Genomic DNA, 16,215 nt, shown 5'->3' on the forward strand with positions numbered 1-16,215 from the left:
CGGCTACCGCACCACCGCCGCGTTGCACACCTTCCGCACATCGCACGCCCGGCACTTGGCCCGCTCCGGCCGCGGCTCGAACTTGCGCCGGCGCAGGTCCTCCACGGTGGCGATGACCTGCGTTTCGGCCTTCGAGATGGTCCCGGGATCGACGGCCACGCTGTGCCGCTGTGTCGTTCCCATGTCGTGGATGAACGCCGCGGCGACGTCGAGTCCCTCGCGGCGGCCGGCGTCGGTGTAGATCTGCAGCTGGAGCGGTTCGATCTTGCCGCCCGTCGACGTCTTGTAGTCGACGATGGCGAGCTTGCCGATCTGGCCGTCGTGCTCGTCGTAGATGACGTCCGCACGGCCGGACACCACCGCACCGTCGAGATAGAGCTCGAAGGGGCGCTCTGTCGCCCAGGTGCGAAGCAGGTCTCCGGGTTGATCGTTGACGTAACGCTGGACGAGTTTGCGCGCCTTCTCCCGCATCTCCTTGTGCCCCGGCTTGTTCGCATACGGCAGGAAGAACTCCGAGTCCAGCAGCTGGTCGATGTCCGACGGCGTCGGAAGGGCACCCGTCGCCTTGGTGCGTTCGGCGAGCACCCGCATCGTGTGGTGCACGGCGTTGCCGTAGCCGAGCTCAGCCTGGATGGTCGGCATGAAGCCCAGCTCGTTCTTAAGTAGGTAGCTGCGCGGACACGTCTCGAAAGCGGCCAGGTCGCTATACGTGATCGCGAGCTCGGAATCCGTGCCGGCGCCCTTGCTTGAGATCGCCGTCGGAACCGCGTCGCGTGTGAACTCCTTGACGAGGTAGTCGTAGTACCGCGATGCTCCGCGGTTCTTGTTGCCGCCAATCTTGGAGAAGCCCGAGAGGAGCACAGCGTCGCGTGCCCGGGTGATGGCAACGTAGAAGAGCCGACGCTCGTCGGCATCCGTCCCCTCGTAGCGGGTCCGGTCGAATCGGCCGATCAGCGAAGACGGCCAGTCCTGCTTCGTACCGTTCCTACTCGACGGGAACCGGGTCGTGACCAGCGACGGCATGAACACGACGGGCCACTCGAGGCCCTTCGACCCGTGAACCGTGCCGAGCGCGACACCATCCTGGATCAGGTCTTCCTCGCCGGCGAAGTCGTCGTAGCTACCTACCGCATAGTTCGCGAGCAGGATCGCGAAGTTCTTGTAGAACCATTCGCCGCCGCTCCGCGCGGCAACCTGCTCCCCGGGCGCGTTCGGGTCACGTCGCGACCGCCATCCGATCCCCTCGTAGTCGGCGAGGACATTCGTGAACCGTGCGATGGTCCCGAGTCTGTTGCGTGTGAGGTCGTCCGAGAGGTCCCAGGTGTTGACGCCGAGGATCGCCATCAGGTCGTAGAAGTCCCCGACGAGGCTCTCGTTGAACGTGCTCGCGAGCGCCTTCGCCTTCCACGCCGGCAGGTGCAGGGCGAGACGCGAGCGGTGCTCGGAGGTCAGTCCGAAGACTCGCGTGTAGTCCGCGAGGAGGCGGTCGATCGTGACCGTCTCGCGGTTGTAGGAGTACTGGTGGGGCGACCAGTCAACGCCGCTGATCCAGGCGTACGTCGCCGCGAACACCTCCGGCTCTGGCTGCGCGAACAGGCCGGTGCGGCCGCCCGGCTGCACGGGGATCCGCAGCGACGCTAGCGCCGCCAGGATGGCGGGATAGGCCGCCTTACCGCGCACCAGGATCGCGATGTCCTTGTACGCAACACCCTGCCCGTGGAACGTGTGGATCTGCTGCGCGAGCGCCGCCGCCTCGTCTTGCTCAGTTCCCGGGTCACGGGCGAACGCGACCGCGGGCCCCTCTGCTGGGCGGAAGGGGCGCATCTCCTTGTCGATCCGGCCTGGGATCGTCTTCGCGAAGGTGTTGGCAAGTTCGACGACGTCGGGCCGCGAGCGCCGGTTGGTCAGAAGCTTGAACTGCGTGACATCCGGGTATCGCTGTTCGAACGTCACGATGTTCTCGACCGCGGAGCCGCGCCACTGGTAGATCGCCTGGTCGTCGTCGCCGACCACAACGACATCGGCGGTGCCGTGCGGCTTGGCGAGCAGTTCGATCAGGCGCTCCTGGGCGGGGTTGACGTCCTGGTACTCGTCCACGACCAGGTGCCGCAGCGGTGCAGTGACCATCGCGTGGATCTCTGGGTTCTCGAGTGCCGCGACGGCGTGGACGATCTGGGTGCCAAACGACATGAACTGGTGCCTGTCGAGCATCGCGTGGTACTCGGTGGCCGCGTGCTTGAACTCGTCGTCTGGCAGGCTCCCAAGCGGGATGAGCTCGTTCTCGATGACGTCGATGCCACGCTGGAACATGGCGATGGTGCGGAACGTGCCTTGGTCCGGTGCGACGTGCTTGACCCCGAGCAGGTAGTTGTCGCGATAGACGAGGTTCGTGAGCTGGTTGGCATCGAGCGGCGTGTAGGTCTCGTACCGCGGCACGTACGTCTGGAGCATCCGAAAGCAGTACGCGTGGATTGTCCCGACGAACAGTCGGCCAAGCTGGTCGCTCGCTTGTGGGCCCTGCAGCGCGGTGACGCGCTCGCGGATGCGCTCCTTGAGCTCGCTCGCGGCCTTCTCGGTGAAGGTGAACGCGACGATCGACTCGGGCGGCGCCCCGGTCGACAACAGGGACGCGACCCGCTGGGAGACCACCTCGGTCTTGCCAGAACCTGCGGCGGCGATGATCTGAATGTGGCCGCCGCGGTGAACCACTGCGGCTGCCGCGTCCCCATCTAGCTCCGGAATGTCAGCGGCGACCGGTTCGGGACGCCGAGGCGGTGTTCTTGGGGACTGGGGCGACGGAACGTCGAAGTCAGGTGGCACCGGTGCTGGGGGTGTTGGTGGCGTGGCTGGGGCGGTGGCCACAGGCACAGGCCGTTCGGCCGGTGTGTCCGTGGCTGGCGCAACCGAGTCCGACTTCACGACGAACGGCGCAGGCTGTCGAGCACTTTTCGTGCCGGGCGCCGGCACCCACTTGAACTTCAACACTGGCCTCCAATCCCCTCGATCGCAGCGTACGCACGGCACGCGGCCCGGCGGCGTATAACGGAGGTTGTCTCGCGCGATACTTTGGGGAAATCACCAGGCGAGTGTCATCCCACCTGTGGTCCGCCTGGCCTGGCAGCCTCAAACCAGGGTCGGCCGATCGTTCGCGCACGCGACTATGGGAGACCCGTGAAGGGTTCGCGTACGCACTGTCAAATCTTTCGTACGCAAATTCGGTACGTCAACGGTTTGCCCGACCACGCCAAGTCCTGAGTTGGCACAAACCGACCCCGCTCAGGCCGGTAGAAGCACGCTGAGCGACCCGCGCAGGCCGCTATTTTGAGGCTTATGGACAACGAGGTTCTCCGGGTCAGGGACTACGCCATCGACGGGCGTCTCGGCCCGAGGGACGCCTGGGTGCAACCAGGCGCGTACCGAAATTCGTCGGCGCTGGCCGCCGTCAACTCGGTATTCTCCCTCGCGGTGCGCTTCGGCACCGTGCTCAAGGTGATCGAGAGGTACCGAAGCGTGCGCCGCGCTACGGGCGCGGACCCGGAGCGGGACTCGTTCTCCGATCTCATCGCCGCGATCGACGCTCAGGGAGGGCCTGTCGACGCCTCCCGGGAGGTGATGTTCGACTGCCTCCACAGAGTCCCGAACCTCCGGCCACCGTTCCTAAAGACCCAGGTCCTCTACTCGGCCGCGGGGCGAATGGTGGCGGCCGGGCTGGACACGGCTCAGGAGTTACGCGACGAGGACCCGAAGACGGTCTATGCGGCCTGGCGGGGTACCGGGCTCAAGTGGGTCTCGTGCCGTTATCTGCTTATGCGCGTAGGGGCCGATGGCGTCAAGGCAGATCGGATGATCATCCTCGTGACCGCCGCGCTCGAACTGAATCGCGACAGCGCGCAGCGTGCGGAGACGCTGTTGTCTGCGGCGGCCAGAGAGCTCGGGGTGAGTGCCAGCACGCTGGACCATCGCGCATGGCTGTACCAATCGGGCCGGCTCAAGCCGGGCGGGTAGCCGGTGCCGCCACACGTCCCAGGGCCCCGCAGATCTTCGCACCCGTTCGCTGAAGACTCCGGTGTCTTGGGTCTCGGCGAACATTCGTGCGCGATGACGGCCCGTCCGTACCTGTGGTGCACGGACATCACCGAGCACCCCCACGCGCACCGGGAAGGTCTACTGCGCCGCGGTGCTGGACGCGTTCACGCGCAAGGTCGTGGGCCCCGCTCGATGTGCAGCGGGCCGTCCTGCGAGCGGTGCTACGCGTCACGGTCCAGGAGTCCGAGAAGGGTGGCGGCGGCGCCTGGAAGGCGGCGCGCCTCTAGCTCACGCCGGTCGCCTGAGCCGCCTCGTTGCGGGCGGCCGGCTGACGCAGAACCGCGTCTAGGAATCTTCGGGGGCGGTCTCGCGCACCTCGTCGAGGCACAGCGAGCGCGTCTCGAGGTCGACGTAGTACGTGGTGTGTGCGTGGTCCGTTCGACTACTTCTTCGGCTTGCAGGTGTGGGGCTGCAGGACCGGAAACCCGCCCGGTCCGCAGCGGCAGGGCGGCTTCGGCTTGCGGAAGCCGAGTAGCCACCAGGCCGCGCCGATGACGACGATCCCGATCCAGGCGTAGTTCAGCAGGTCGACGGTGCCACTGGTCGCGGGGTCCATCACATGCCACCCTTCGCGATCGGACGCGACGCCCACGGCCGACCGGACCGCGCCGGGCTGTAGGCCCCGCGACGCACGACCGGCGGCCCCAGGGCCACCGTGCGGACCCCGCCCTGCCGGGTGGTCTTGTAGGCCGACCCCTTGGACACCTGGGGCTTGCCCGCCGCGCGCCACGCGGCGCCGATCTCCTGACGGGCCTTGCAGGCCTCACGGTCCTGGCGCTTGGTGCTCATCAGAACCCCACCTTCGCGATCGGGCGGGTCTTCCACGGCGTGCCCGCCGATTTCGACGGCCACTTCGACTGACGGCCCTTGCGGTTGGGGCCGTTCGGCGCACCGGTCGGGGTAGGGACCCGGCGCTTCGTGTACGGCGGCGTGACGGCCAGCGTGGGCAGCGGGCGCTTCTTCTTGCCGACCCGCACCGTCGCCTGGTTGGCCGGGGTCACGGCGATGCTCATGCGTGCGACCCGCCCCGCTGAGTGAGGACCCTCAGCAGCCGGTTCGTCTCGCGCTGCTCCTCGAGGAGCATGACAAGCAACGCGCTCTGCTCGAACGTGCGCATTGCCATCGTGCTCTCCTCTCATCCGATTCAGTGGTCTCCGAATCCCAACTGATCAGGCTATGGGGCGAACAGCGGGCGTTGCCGGGACGTACGTCCCAGGCGCGGTGGCACGCCGCGCCCTGAGGCCGCCAGCGGCCTCGCCGACGCGCGGCCGTTTCAATTGTTGCAGCTCACCCGCAGGCTGTTCGATCGCCGGACTCCGTAGGCCAAGTCTCTGCCCGGTCCGTCTGATCAGCACCAACGATCGTCCCGGCCACGCTCGCGCCTGCGGCTTCGACTCCATCGATTCGAGCCCCAGTCAGGTCGGCACCGTCGAGACATGCGCCAGCCAAGTCAGCTCCACGCAAGTCAGCACGGATAAGAAGGGCACCGGACAGATCCGCATGGCTCAAGTCCGCACCCGCAAGGTCTGCACCAGACAGGTCGGAGCCGGAAAGGTCGAGTCCATGCGGACTAGCCGACTCACTTGGTCCGGGACGGACTGAAGCTCGTGCGCTAGGCAGAGCAGAGTCGACCTCGTTCGAATGCACCCAAAAGTAAGCGAGAGCAAGGATCACGAGTGCGACAACTGTCGAAAGGGGCGCTGCCGCAGTGCGCCATCGGGCTTGCAATCCAATGTAGAGGACTTGCGCGGAGGCGATCGCTATCAGGGCAGCAGTGACGAGAACCGCTGCGACGGCACCCGCGATCTGGCCTGCAACTGCGATCGTGACGATAGAGACGACTGGCCAGAGCCATAGACCGATCGCAGGGCGGCCGGCGTCGATGGTCGACTCGACCTGCGCTTCAGCAAGTTGAGGCGCCGTCGATGCGCCTGAATGCTCAGTCGACGGGTGGTCATCGCCCACTCGGTAAGCATCGCATTCCGACCTCAGGGTGCTGGTTTGCCGCGCCGCTGCCCTCGACGCCGAACCTGCCCTCACCTACTCTTGAGAGTCACTGCGCGTGGTCTGCACGCCATAGGAGCAGAAATGGGCGACACTCCGGCGGCTCCCCCTCCGGGAAACCCGAAGGGGGAGTCAGCGATGTGCCCGAAACACCACCGCAAAGGGCTTTTCGTCTCGCAGCACGTGTGGAGGTGTCCGGAGGGGGGACGCCACTTGTTCACTGCCGAACAGATCCGACGGGCGAACGCCGCGCCAGTCGGGCAGGACGATACGGCCTAACCGATGGCAATGGCGGCCGTTGCCGACATCACGAGCGGTGCCAGCCGAACGATCGGCCGGTACTTCACAGTCGTATCGGTCGTGCCGTCGTTTGTTCTCGTCGGTTGGACGTTCCTGATTTCCGCAACGGGTGCATGGACTGGGGAACCTGAACTCGAAGAGATTCCTACGGCATTCGGCAAGTTGGGAATCGGCGGCGCTGTCGCGTTGGCGGGCGTCGCGATCATCATCGCCCTCGCCGTGCATCCCATCCAGTTCGCGCTCGTTCAGCTGCTAGAAGGCTACTGGGGTCCGTCGCGCGTGGGTCGCCTTCTGCGCGCACGTCGAACGATGACTCATCTGCGCATCCGGGCCCGGTTAGAAGAGGACAGTACGAGTGTTGCCGACCCAGAGGCGACGCTGGCGAAGGAGGGCGTGACCGATGCCCAGGTTCGCGTCGCTCTCGATGAAGCCATCCGCGTAGAGACCGACTCCACCTTGCAAGCCGGATACCCGGATGCCCTGGCCGCGACGTTGCCAACCCGGCTCGGCAACGTGTTGCGACGCTATGAGCTCCGGACCGGGAGCGGTTACGGCCTGTCTCTCCTCGAAAGCGCCACCGCCCTCGTCCTCGTCGCCGAACCATCGCATGTCGCATACCTCAACGACCGCCGTAGCGACCTCGACTTGGCGGTCCGGATGTCAGCCACTTTCCTTGTCGCCACCGCCGTCACCTTCGCAGCGTACGTACCCCATGGGCTATGGCTGATTGCAGCACTCGTTCCCTATCTCGGCGCCTGGCTGTGCTATCGGGGTGCAGTGACCGTGGCAGCGGACTACGGCCGTGCACTTGTGGCGCTGAGCGACCTCAACAGGTTCCGTTTGTATCAACAACTACACCTGCCCCAACCGATCGACACTGACGCCGAGCGGACGCTCAACGAGCAGTGGGGGTACGTGGCCTCCGCTGTGCCTGACAGCAGCGTCGGGTACAAACATCCACAGTGACACCGCCTGCGCTGGGCAATAGCCGGATCTCCACTTGCAGTGCATGGGGTCCTCGCCTACTCGGCGCCGCTCGCACCGTCGCCGAGCCCGAAGTACCTCTCGAAGAAGGCCGAGAGCTTGTCGAGCACGCGCTGCTTCTTCTCCCCGTGGTCGCCGCCGGGAGCGAATCGGGAGACGGGTGGAAGGATTCGGGTGACGGCGGTGCCGCACCCCTAGCTGCCGGTCGTACGCCAACTGCGTACGCCAACCAACTTCGGTCCGGGTGTGTCCCGCGACATCCATCGACGGCCGCGCAACGCTCTGACCTGCACAGATGGACGATGCGGGACGCTAGCGGACCTCGCTCCGATCACTGAACGGAAGGGGTCAACGCTTCCTCCGCGTCACGCCCGGAGGCTCCTCACGTCCGAGGCGTGAGTGTGAGCCCGCCGAGCGCCCGTCCTGCTGCCGCCGCGGCCGCGGCCTGCTGGTCCGGTAAGAGGTGGGCATAGGTCTCCGTTGTAGTGGTAATTGACTCGTGACCTAGTCGGCGCTGTAGGACGAACAAGTCCGTGCCCGCCGCGATCATCCACGACGCGTGCGTGTGCCGCAGGTCGTGCACTCGCGGACGTTTCGTAAGCCGTGGAGCGTCGAGGTCCGGCGTGCCGTCGGCCCGCAGCGGGCGGGTCGCCGCATCCAATGCTGGCGTCCACGTCGTAGTCCAGAACCGCGACGAAGAAATCTGCTGACCCACGGTGTTTGTGAAAAGGAGCGCGTCCGCAGACTTTCCAACGGCCAAGGGCATAAGTACGTCAACCAATTCGTCCGGAAGTGAAACTGTCCGACGTGCTCGTTTGGTCTTCGGCGGCCCCACGTACCAGTGACGGTCGCCGTCACGCTTCCAGGCCTTAGTGACGCGCAACGTCGGTGGACTCACGAAGAGGTCGAGGTCCCCGGGCGTCAGAGCTGTTGCTTCGCCCCACCGCAGGCCGGTGGCCACGAGCAGCAGAACTAATGGCTGGTAGTGAGGCTGGACATGAGACAGCAGTAGGGCGAACTCGCCTCGAGTCAGCACGGTCATCTCGTCCTGCGTTAGCTGCGACTTGGGGAGTTGCACACCGACGCAAGGGTTGTCTGTGCGGTACCCAAGCCGGACCGCCGTCGACATCGACGCAGAGAGCAGTCCGTGGATGTTCGCGATCGTCTTAGGCGACAGGCCACTGTCGCTCAGCGAGCGAACCCATCCGGCGACGTGCCGGTAGGAGATCACGGGAACCGGATACGACCCGAGCGTCGGCGCGATGTGGCGGCGAAGCTGGGTGCGGTAGCTCGCGCGGGTATCCGGACCCACCGCGGTCAGAAGGTCGATGTGCTCCGAGACGACTTCGGCGACAGACGGGCCGTGGTGGCGAACAGCATCGGCGATCTGGGCGGCCTCGTCAGTGTGCCCACCGGTCACCTCGAGGAGGTGTTTCGCGACGCGGGCGTCGTTCTCGTCGTCGTACGTCAGCGAGCTCTGCCGCTTCGTGTCCGGGTCGCGCCACAGCACCGCGAACGACCGCGTCCCATCGGCCCGTACCCGCTCCCGAATGGAGGCCATAGATACGAAAATAGCCCCTCGTGTCAACGAGGGGCTACTTCCTGTCAACATGACCTTGCGTATCCGCAGGTCAGATGGGTGGAGGTGGCGGGAATCGAACCCGCGTCCGGTGACGCAGTACCAGGGATTCTCCGGGTGCAGCCTGCTGTGAATTTCTCGGCCCCCACGCTCACACAGGCATGTACGTGGACGGGCTCAGTTGGCTAAAAGTCCCGGAAACCCCACCAACGAGGATTTCCAGCAGTGGCTCTCTAGATGACGCTGGTTACTGAGTCGAGAGCGTACTCAGGCCAACGGACTTCGGGGCTCGCTCAGGCGGCGAGGGCGAAGTCGGTGCGGTTGGAATCGGCACCTATGGTTTTGCACGGAGCGTTGACGAGATAACCGTGCGTCCTCGACCCGCTTCTCCTGGTTCGACGATCACCGTCGAAACCGATCACCCCCATGTTCAGTTATCAAACTGCTAGCCGAGGCCAGCCCCGTCAGCCTACCTCCCAACTGGGCCAGCCTCGCGCTCATTCCCCCGTCAGGCGGCCGGGCCCTCGATGAGCGTCACGGAGGCCGACGACGACGTTCCGTCTGGAGACGTCCAGGTCAGCGCCACCGCGTCGCCCGGGGCGTGCGCCGCGAGCTCGGACGAGAGCGTCGCCGCAGTCGACACCGCCACGCCGTCGACGGACGTGATCGTGTCGCCCGCCACCAGCCCGGCCGACGCGGCGGGCGTGCCCTCCAACACGCCCGCCAGCGTCGACGAGCCGTCCTGCGACAGGGACACCCCAAGGAACGGCGGGTAGCCCAGCACGATGTCGGCGTTGTCCACGCCCTGCTCGATCTGGATCGCGATGGCCAGGGCGTCCTCGATGCTGATCGCGTAGGCGACCACCGAGCCATTGCCGGTCGAGGCGGCGGTCGTCATACCGACCACCTCGCCCTCGTCGTCCACCAGGGCTCCCCCGGAGTCGCCGCCGACGACGGACGCGGCGAACTCGATCAGACCCGTGAGCGTCTCGGGGTTCGAGCCGGACGAGTCCGAGGCGGTCATCGACTGCTCGGTTGCGAGCACCGATCCGGCCGCGGCGACCAGCGTGCCGGTGCCGTCGGCGTTCCCGATCGCGGTCACCGTGTCACCAGTCGTGACGCCGTTGTCGTCGTCCAACGCCACCGGCGTCAGGCCGCTCGCGTCCTCGAGCTGGAGGACGGCGACGTCGTGGGTGGCGTCGGTCCCGACGACCTTCGCGACGTAGGTCTTGCCGGTCGACTCGTCGGTGACCTGGATGGCCGTCGAACCCTCGACCACGTGGTTGTTGGTGAGGATCAGGCCGTCCGACGTCAGGATCATGCCGGTGCCGGCCGCGGCGGCGCCCTGGTAGCCCAGGACCGTGTCGACGGTGACGACGCCGACCTGCTGGTCCGCGGACGCCGCGACCGCGGGGTCCTGGACGGTGGCGGTCGAGCCGGACGAGCCGGAGCCCACCGAGCCCGAGCCCGAGCCTGTGCGCGGGTCGTATCCCGGCGGGAAGAAGGACGCGCCCTCCACCGAAGCGCTCGCGGGCGAGGCCGTCGAGGACGAGCCCCGGCCGTCCAGGGCGTAGGCGGTGCCAGCTCCGGCGGCGAGGCCGAGCACGAGGGTGCCGCCCGCCAGCCCGAAGAGCAGACGGTGGCGACGCAGCCCGGTCGACGCAGCCGCAGGCTCGGCCGGTGCGGCGGAAGTCGTGATCTCGTCCATGGTCCTTGCCCTCCCGATCGCCACCTCGGTGGTGGCTACTGGGAACAGACAACTGCGCGAACCGGGGAGGGCCCTGGACCGAACCCGTGAGGGACCTGTGGGTGTCAGCGCGTCCAGTGCGGGTCGCGCCCGAGGTAGCGCAGGAGCTCGTCGGCGGCTCCGTCGGCGGCCCCCGGCACGATCGCGGCGTAGGCGCCCCACTGGCGCAGCGGCTCGACGAGGGCGTGGGCGGTCGGCAGGATCAGCGCAGCGAGACCGTCGTCGAGCGGCGACTCCTGACCGGTCGCCATGGCGATGTCCCAGGCGTGCACGGCGGCATCCAACGCCGCGGCGCCGGCCGCGGTACGCGCCGGCAGGACGCCCTGCGGGAGCGGCGTCGGGGCCTCGCCGTCCGGGTCCACGTCGGCGTAGGCAAGACCACTGGCATCCAGGGCAGGGCCGACGAGCTCCAGCGGCGTGCCGTCCAGGGCACCGTCGGGGGCGAACGGGTCTCCCGACGGACCGTCGGCGCCCGTGAGGAAGTACGCGTACGCGCGCTGGTCCCCCGCCGCGTGCTGGAGGACCTGGGCCACGGTCCACTGCTCGCACGGGGTGGCGAGCGTCAGGTCGGACACCGAGACGGCGGAAGCGACGGTGCGCAGGGCGGCGTGGGCGCGGTCGAGGACATCGAAGCAGGTGCTCATCGAAAGAACCTCCAGAGTCAGGAACGGAACGCTTCATTCCGTTCTAAATCACCGTAGCGGAATGATCCGTTCCGTTCAAGTGCTATCGTCGGCCCCATGGAGGCACTCAGCGGACGACGAGGACAGGCGGCACGCAACGACGTCACCATCCTCGACGCAGCCCGCACGGTCTTGACGGCCGACCCCACCGCGCCGGTCTCGGCGGTCGCGCAAGCAGCAGGAGTCGGGATCAGCGCGCTCTACCGCCGCTACCCCAGCAAGGAGGCACTGCTCGCGCAGCTCTGCCTCGACGGGCTTCGTGAGTACCTCGTGATCGCCGACGAGGCGCAGCAACGTCCCGATCCGTGGGACGCGTTCGCGACCTTCGTGCGGAAGATCGTCGCCGCCGACGTCCACGGCCTCACCGTCAATCTCGCGGGCACCTTCGTCCCGTCCGACGAGCACCGGCAGCTGGCGGCCGAGTCTGGCCAGCGGGCCGCGGAGATCCTCGCGAAGGCCCAGGAGGCCGGCGTCGTGCGGGCCGACCTCGACCCGCTGGACCTCGCGATGATCTGGGAACAGCTCACCGCGATCCGGCTTGGCGACGCCGACCGCACCGCCGCGCTCCGCCGTCGTTACGTCGACATCCAGCTCGAAGGCCTGCGCCCCTCCCCCACGACGCTTCCCGAGACCCCGCCGACCCCGGCCGAGCTCGGTGTCCGGTGGGTGCCGCGTCAGCCCGCCGACAGGACGTCGGCCAGGTCGTAGCTCACCGGCTCCTCGAGCTGGGCATAGGTGCACGACGAGGGGTCACGGTCCGGACGCCAGCGCCGGAACTGCGCGGTGTGCCGGAAGCGGTCGCCCTCCATGTGGTCGTAGGCGACCTCCACCACCAGCGACGGCTCCAGCGGCACGAACGACAGGTCCTTGCCCCGCGACCAGCGGCTGCCCTCGGCCTCGCGCGGGGTGCGCCCCTCGGCCGCGTAGTTCCAGGGGTGGTCGTCCAACGACGTCACCAGCGGCGCCAGCTCTTCGACCAAGGAACGGCGACGAGCCATCGGGAACGACGCCGCCACCCCGACGGAGGCGAGCACGCCCTCGGAGGTGTACAGCCCGAGCAGCAGCGACCCGACGGCATCCGGCCCGGACGCGTGCGGCCGGTACCCCGCGACCACGCAGTCGGCGGTCCGCTCGTGCTTGATCTTCTGCATGGTCCGCTTGCCGGGCTCGTACAGGCCGGCGGGGTCCTTCGCGACGATCCCGTCGAGCCCTGCGCCCTCGAACTGCGAGAACCACCGCTCAGCCACCTCGAGGTCGGAGGTCTGGGCGGTCACCGACACCGGACCGTCACCAGAGACGATCCCTTCCAGCCGCGCTCGTCGTGAGGCGAACGGCAGCCCCGTCAGGTCCTCGTCGTCGAGGGCGAGCAGATCGAACAGCACCAGCCGCGCGGGCGTCTCCACCGACAACAGCTTCACGCGCGATGCCGCCGGGTGCACCCGCTGCAGCAGCGCCTCGAAGTCCAGGCCGGTGTGGCGAGACGACGGCACGATGATCTCGCCATCCACGACACAACGTGAAGGCAGGTGCGCGAGGACGGCCTCGACGACCTCCGGGAAGTACCGCTGCATCGGCTTCGTGTTGCGCGACCCGATCTCCACGGAGTCCCCGTCGCGGAACACGATGGCCCGGAAGCCGTCCCACTTGGGCTCGTACAGCTTGCCCGCGGGGATCATGGGGACCGACTTGGCGAGCATGGGATCCACGGGCGGCATCACGGGGAGCGTCATGGAACCCAGTCTTACCAGCCGCCGCCCCCACCGCCGCCGACGCCGCCGCCGGAGAACCCACCGCTGAACCCGGAGCCGCCGGACGAGCCGGGTGTCGGGGCGGAGATGGACTCGGTGGCGACGCTGGCGAAGCGGTCGAGCGAGCTGGCGAAGGCCGAGGCCCAGTAGATGTTGGCACCCGGGTAGTAGCCGCCCACGTACCAGCCGGGCTGCGCGACGGCACGCCCCTGGGCGGCGAGCTCGCTGAACACGCGGGCCCAGCGGTCGGCGAGGCCGAACACGATCGCGTACGGGAGGTACCGGCTGAAGATGTCCTCGCCCTCCTCGAACTTCAGCTGGTTGGCCTCGGCGGTGGCGAGGTACCGGCGGAAGCCCATCGACTGCGCGAGGGCGGCCGTGCCGTCGGCGGTGCGAGCGGGGGCGGCGTTGGACATCGTGAACACCGCGATCCCGATGATCCCGATCGCGATGGGGATCAGCAGGCTGCCGCGGACGTCGGAGAGCACGCTGAACGCGACGAAGCCGAGGATGCCGGCCAGCACCAGCAGGCCGATGCCGGCGGCCTTCCAGGCGGACCGCACCGAACGAGGGTTGGCGCGGAACCAGCCGCGCGACGTGACCTCGTCGTAGAGCCCGGTCTGCACCTTGGCCATCGACGACGCGAACGTCGTCCGCAGGTCCGAGAGCCTCACAGACGTGCGGCCGGAGAAGATCTCCAGGAGCAGCGTGTCCTCGAACGGCAGCAGGGTGCCGTCGCGGTTCTTGAGCTGCACCAGGGTCCAGTCCTTGGCCTTCTTGTTGGGGTTGGACCGCGGCACCTCCTCGATGCGCAGCCACCCTCGCACGGCCAGGTCCACGAGCGTGGCGGTGACGTCGACGGGGTCGGCCTTCTCGTCGATGAGCGTGCCCATCTCCCCCGGCACCATCCCGGTCGGCGGCTGGAACTGCACCGACACCGGGCCGCGCTTGTCGCGGAAGCCCGTGTTGCCGGGCTGGCCGTCGGCGGGCCGCAGACCGGGGGTCAGTCCGAGGTACGCGATGTCCCGCCCTGCCCGGCGGACTCGTCGGACAGCGAGGACCGTGCCCAGGACCAGGACGACCAGCGCGACGATGCCGAGCGGCGAGACGGGCTGTACGGGGGCCAGCGGGTCGGGCTTGGCGACGAGGATCGGCTCCACCCCGGGGAACGTCCCGCCCGGCCAGCCGGTGACGGTGGTGAGCGGGTCGCCCGGCGAGAGCAGGTCCTGCGTGTAGCTGGCGGAGTCGCCGTTCATCGCGGCGGACGTGCACGGCGTCGTCGACCCCTGAGGGCCGGCGAAGCACGCCGCGCCTTGGACCGCCGAAGGGCCGGTGACCTGCGCGGTGATCGCACCGACCGGCACCTCGAAGCCAACCCCGATGACATCCCAGTACAGCTCGTCGCCCGAGTGCTGGGCGTTGGCCGGGTTGAGCCAGCCGTCCACGGTGTACGACACGTGGTAGGTCTGCACGCCCGAGACGTCGTCGACGTCCGGGTCGCCGATGCGCAGGATCAGCGCGGTGTCGGTGTTCTCCTGGTTGACCTGCGCGGGAGCGCCCGTCGAGCTCGACGCCGAGATGTCGGAGAAGTGGAACTCCCGGTCGTGCTGGTCGTCGTAGTACACGCGCGTCGGGTAGCTCAGGTACGGGCCGTGACCGGGGTCGTTGCCGAAGTCGAAGTCGAAGTCGATGTCCACCCGCGCGACGCCGTCGGCACCGAGGACGGTCGTGACGTCGTACCGCGTGATCTCACGGCCGCTCGTCTGGTCGACGGCGGCGAACGCCGGCGCCCCCACAGAGAGCAGAAGGCCCAGGGCCAGCAGGATGCCGGCGAGACGCGCCCTCACAGGTCGCGCTTCTCGCGGATCGCCCGCGTGGCCTCCATGTTGTCCTGCCTCTCGCGCAGTGCCTGGCGCTTGTCGTACTCGCGCTTGCCGCGGGCCAGGGCGATCTCCACCTTGGCGCGTCCATCGAGAAAGTACAGGGACAGCGGGATGATCGTCTGCCCCTTCTCCCGTGTCTTGGACTCCAGGCGGTCGATCTCGTCGCGGTGCAGCAGGAGCTTGCGCTTGCGACGCGGCGCGTGGTTGGTCCAGGTGCCCTGGCTGTACTCGGGGATGTGCACGCCTTCGAGCCACAGCTCGTGGTTGGTCACCTCGCACCAGCCGTCGACCAGCGACGCCCGACCCATGCGCAGCGCCTTGACCTCGGTGCCCGCGAGCACCAGCCCCGCCTCGAACACGTCCTCGATGACGTAGTCGTGGCGTGCCTTGCGGTTCGAGGCGATCAGCTTGCGCCCGGACTCCTTGGCCACAGTGATCGAACCCCGCCTTCTGAACGTCGTCGGCACCCGATGTACCGCCGCCCGAGCCTACCTGTGCAAGGCCAGCGGTTTGAGGCGCCCCCACAGCGCCGCGACGCCGATCGACGCACCGAGCAGCACCGCGCTCCCGACGACGTCGAGCACGAAGTGGTTTCCGGTGGTGAGCACGACCGCTGTCATCAGGAGGGGGAACAGCCAGGCGAGGAGCGCCAGCCGGGGGTGCGCGGGCCGCAGGGCGAGCCAGACCGCGTACGCGCACCAGGCGGACAGGGCGACGTGGTTGCTGGGCATGGCCGTGTAGCCGGTCGCTCGGTGGCCGTCGACGAGGTCGTTCTCGGCGACGATGTCGACCACCCCCGGCAGCGCGAACCTCGGCGGCGACAGGGGGAACGCCCAGTACACGGGCAGGATCAGGACGAGCATCGCGACCAGGGTCCGACGGACGACGAGGTAGACGTCGGCGTGCCGCACGTACACCCAGACCAGGACGCCGAGGACGGCCAGGTAGTAGGACCGATAGACGAGCACCGCCACGGTGATCAGCACCGGCTGCCCGGCCAGCCATCCGTTGACCGCGAGCTCGACGTCCACACCGAGCGCTCGCTCGATCGTCTGCAGCGTCGTGGCGTGGATCTCGGCGGCGGAGATGTCGTGACCCGCCGCGGCATGCAGGCGCAGGAACGCCAGGAGTACCACAGCGAGGAGGGCCAGCTCGACCAGCACGACGGGACGCCTGCGCTGTTCGGGCCGCGTCACCACGC

Annotated in this window: 15 protein-coding genes and 1 other RNA gene; 3 read left to right on the forward strand and 13 right to left on the reverse strand. The window is 68.0% G+C overall.

Annotated elements, in window-relative coordinates:
- Window positions 1-3: 3 nt before the first annotated feature.
- Window positions 4-3,024 carry an ATP-dependent helicase gene (locus AC1DPN_RS16575; protein ID WP_477085874.1) on the reverse strand — a complete coding sequence of 1,007 codons (3,021 nt, stop codon included), beginning with the start codon at window positions 3,022-3,024 and terminating at the stop codon, window positions 4-6.
- Window positions 3,025-3,330: 306 nt separating this feature from the next.
- Here AC1DPN_RS16575 and AC1DPN_RS16580 point away from each other — a divergent pair, with 306 nt between their 5' ends.
- Window positions 3,331-4,005, forward strand: a complete 675-nt coding sequence (locus AC1DPN_RS16580; protein ID WP_477085875.1) for a hypothetical protein — start codon at window positions 3,331-3,333, stop codon at window positions 4,003-4,005.
- Window positions 4,006-4,468: 463 nt separating this feature from the next.
- Here the strand turns inward: AC1DPN_RS16580 and AC1DPN_RS16585 are convergent, their stop codons facing one another.
- The 4 genes from AC1DPN_RS16585 to AC1DPN_RS16600 all read right to left on the reverse strand — a co-directional run bounded on the left by AC1DPN_RS16585 (window position 4,469) and on the right by AC1DPN_RS16600 (window position 6,126).
- Complete coding sequence (locus AC1DPN_RS16585; RefSeq protein WP_477085876.1) at window positions 4,469-4,642, reverse strand: hypothetical protein; 174 nt, start codon at window positions 4,640-4,642, stop codon at window positions 4,469-4,471.
- Window positions 4,642-4,875, reverse strand: a complete 234-nt coding sequence (locus AC1DPN_RS16590) for a hypothetical protein (protein ID WP_477085877.1) — start codon at window positions 4,873-4,875, stop codon at window positions 4,642-4,644. Before AC1DPN_RS16590 ends, AC1DPN_RS16585 begins: the two co-directional genes overlap by 1 nt.
- Entirely contained in the window at window positions 4,875-5,099 is a 225-nt protein-coding gene (locus AC1DPN_RS16595; protein ID WP_477085878.1) for a hypothetical protein, read from the reverse strand. The genes AC1DPN_RS16590 and AC1DPN_RS16595 overlap by 1 nt, the downstream gene beginning before the upstream one ends.
- Window positions 5,100-5,373: 274 nt before the next feature.
- Window positions 5,374-6,126: a pentapeptide repeat-containing protein gene (locus tag AC1DPN_RS16600; protein ID WP_477085879.1), complete on the reverse strand. Its 753-nt coding sequence runs from the start codon at window positions 6,124-6,126 to the stop codon at window positions 5,374-5,376.
- Between the two features lie 246 nt (window positions 6,127-6,372).
- Here AC1DPN_RS16600 and AC1DPN_RS16605 point away from each other — a divergent pair, with 246 nt between their 5' ends.
- Window positions 6,373-7,356, forward strand: a complete 984-nt coding sequence (locus AC1DPN_RS16605; protein WP_477085880.1) for a hypothetical protein — start codon at window positions 6,373-6,375, stop codon at window positions 7,354-7,356.
- Window positions 7,357-7,756: 400 nt separating this feature from the next.
- Here AC1DPN_RS16605 and AC1DPN_RS16610 read toward each other — a convergent pair whose 3' ends face one another.
- The 4 genes from AC1DPN_RS16610 to AC1DPN_RS16625 form a co-directional block, all read right to left on the reverse strand.
- Window positions 7,757-8,935: a tyrosine-type recombinase/integrase gene (locus AC1DPN_RS16610; protein ID WP_477085881.1), complete on the reverse strand. Its 1,179-nt coding sequence runs from the start codon at window positions 8,933-8,935 to the stop codon at window positions 7,757-7,759.
- Window positions 8,936-9,011: 76 nt separating this feature from the next.
- Window positions 9,012-9,379: a transfer-messenger RNA gene (gene ssrA, locus AC1DPN_RS16615) on the reverse strand.
- Between the two features lie 82 nt (window positions 9,380-9,461).
- Complete coding sequence (locus AC1DPN_RS16620; RefSeq protein ID WP_477085882.1) at window positions 9,462-10,661, reverse strand: S1C family serine protease; 1,200 nt, start codon at window positions 10,659-10,661, stop codon at window positions 9,462-9,464.
- 104 nt (window positions 10,662-10,765) lie between these two features.
- A complete protein-coding gene (locus AC1DPN_RS16625) occupies window positions 10,766-11,344 on the reverse strand; it encodes a TIGR03086 family metal-binding protein (RefSeq protein WP_477085883.1) in 579 nt (192 codons plus the stop codon).
- Window positions 11,345-11,440: 96 nt separating this feature from the next.
- Here AC1DPN_RS16625 and AC1DPN_RS16630 point away from each other — a divergent pair, with 96 nt between their 5' ends.
- A complete protein-coding gene (locus AC1DPN_RS16630) occupies window positions 11,441-12,091 on the forward strand; it encodes a TetR/AcrR family transcriptional regulator (protein WP_477085884.1) in 651 nt (216 codons plus the stop codon).
- Here the strand turns inward: AC1DPN_RS16630 and AC1DPN_RS16635 are convergent.
- The 4 genes from AC1DPN_RS16635 to AC1DPN_RS16650 are packed head-to-tail and all read right to left on the reverse strand — an operon-like array spanning window position 12,058 to window position 16,213.
- Complete coding sequence (locus AC1DPN_RS16635) at window positions 12,058-13,113, reverse strand: ATP-dependent DNA ligase (protein WP_477085885.1); 1,056 nt, start codon at window positions 13,111-13,113, stop codon at window positions 12,058-12,060. The two genes, AC1DPN_RS16630 and AC1DPN_RS16635, sit on opposite strands and share 34 nt — an antisense overlap.
- 11 nt (window positions 13,114-13,124) lie before the next feature.
- Entirely contained in the window at window positions 13,125-14,978 is a 1,854-nt protein-coding gene (locus tag AC1DPN_RS16640; RefSeq protein WP_477085886.1) for a DUF2207 domain-containing protein, read from the reverse strand.
- Entirely contained in the window at window positions 14,975-15,445 is a 471-nt protein-coding gene (gene smpB / locus AC1DPN_RS16645) for an SsrA-binding protein SmpB (protein ID WP_028047638.1), read from the reverse strand. Before smpB ends, AC1DPN_RS16640 begins: the two co-directional genes overlap by 4 nt.
- Window positions 15,446-15,502: 57 nt before the next feature.
- The gene (locus tag AC1DPN_RS16650) at window positions 15,503-16,213 is read right to left on the reverse strand and encodes a phosphatase PAP2 family protein (protein WP_477085887.1); all 711 of its coding nucleotides are present in this window, start codon (window positions 16,211-16,213) and stop codon (window positions 15,503-15,505) included.
- Between the last annotated feature and the right edge of the window lie 2 nt (window positions 16,214-16,215).

Source organism: Cellulomonas sp. P4_H4, assembly GCF_056400865.1.

Excerpts from the sequence above, each read along its gene's own strand:
- AC1DPN_RS16605 (WP_477085880.1), top strand. The coding sequence starts at position 6,373 with ATGGCAATGGCGGCCGTTGCCGACATCACGAGCGGTGCCAGCCGAACG.
- AC1DPN_RS16585 (WP_477085876.1), bottom strand. The coding sequence starts at position 4,642 with ATGGACCCCGCGACCAGTGGCACCGTCGACCTGCTGAACTACGCCTGG.
- AC1DPN_RS16590 (WP_477085877.1), bottom strand. The coding sequence starts at position 4,875 with ATGAGCACCAAGCGCCAGGACCGTGAGGCCTGCAAGGCCCGTCAGGAG.
- AC1DPN_RS16610 (WP_477085881.1), bottom strand. The coding sequence starts at position 8,935 with ATGGCCTCCATTCGGGAGCGGGTACGGGCCGATGGGACGCGGTCGTTC.
- AC1DPN_RS16620 (WP_477085882.1), bottom strand. The coding sequence starts at position 10,661 with ATGGACGAGATCACGACTTCCGCCGCACCGGCCGAGCCTGCGGCTGCG.
- AC1DPN_RS16625 (WP_477085883.1), bottom strand. The coding sequence starts at position 11,344 with ATGAGCACCTGCTTCGATGTCCTCGACCGCGCCCACGCCGCCCTGCGC.
- AC1DPN_RS16595 (WP_477085878.1), bottom strand. The coding sequence starts at position 5,099 with ATGAGCATCGCCGTGACCCCGGCCAACCAGGCGACGGTGCGGGTCGGC.
- AC1DPN_RS16635 (WP_477085885.1), bottom strand. The coding sequence starts at position 13,113 with ATGACGCTCCCCGTGATGCCGCCCGTGGATCCCATGCTCGCCAAGTCG.
- AC1DPN_RS16630 (WP_477085884.1), top strand. The coding sequence starts at position 11,441 with ATGGAGGCACTCAGCGGACGACGAGGACAGGCGGCACGCAACGACGTC.
- AC1DPN_RS16580 (WP_477085875.1), top strand. The coding sequence starts at position 3,331 with ATGGACAACGAGGTTCTCCGGGTCAGGGACTACGCCATCGACGGGCGT.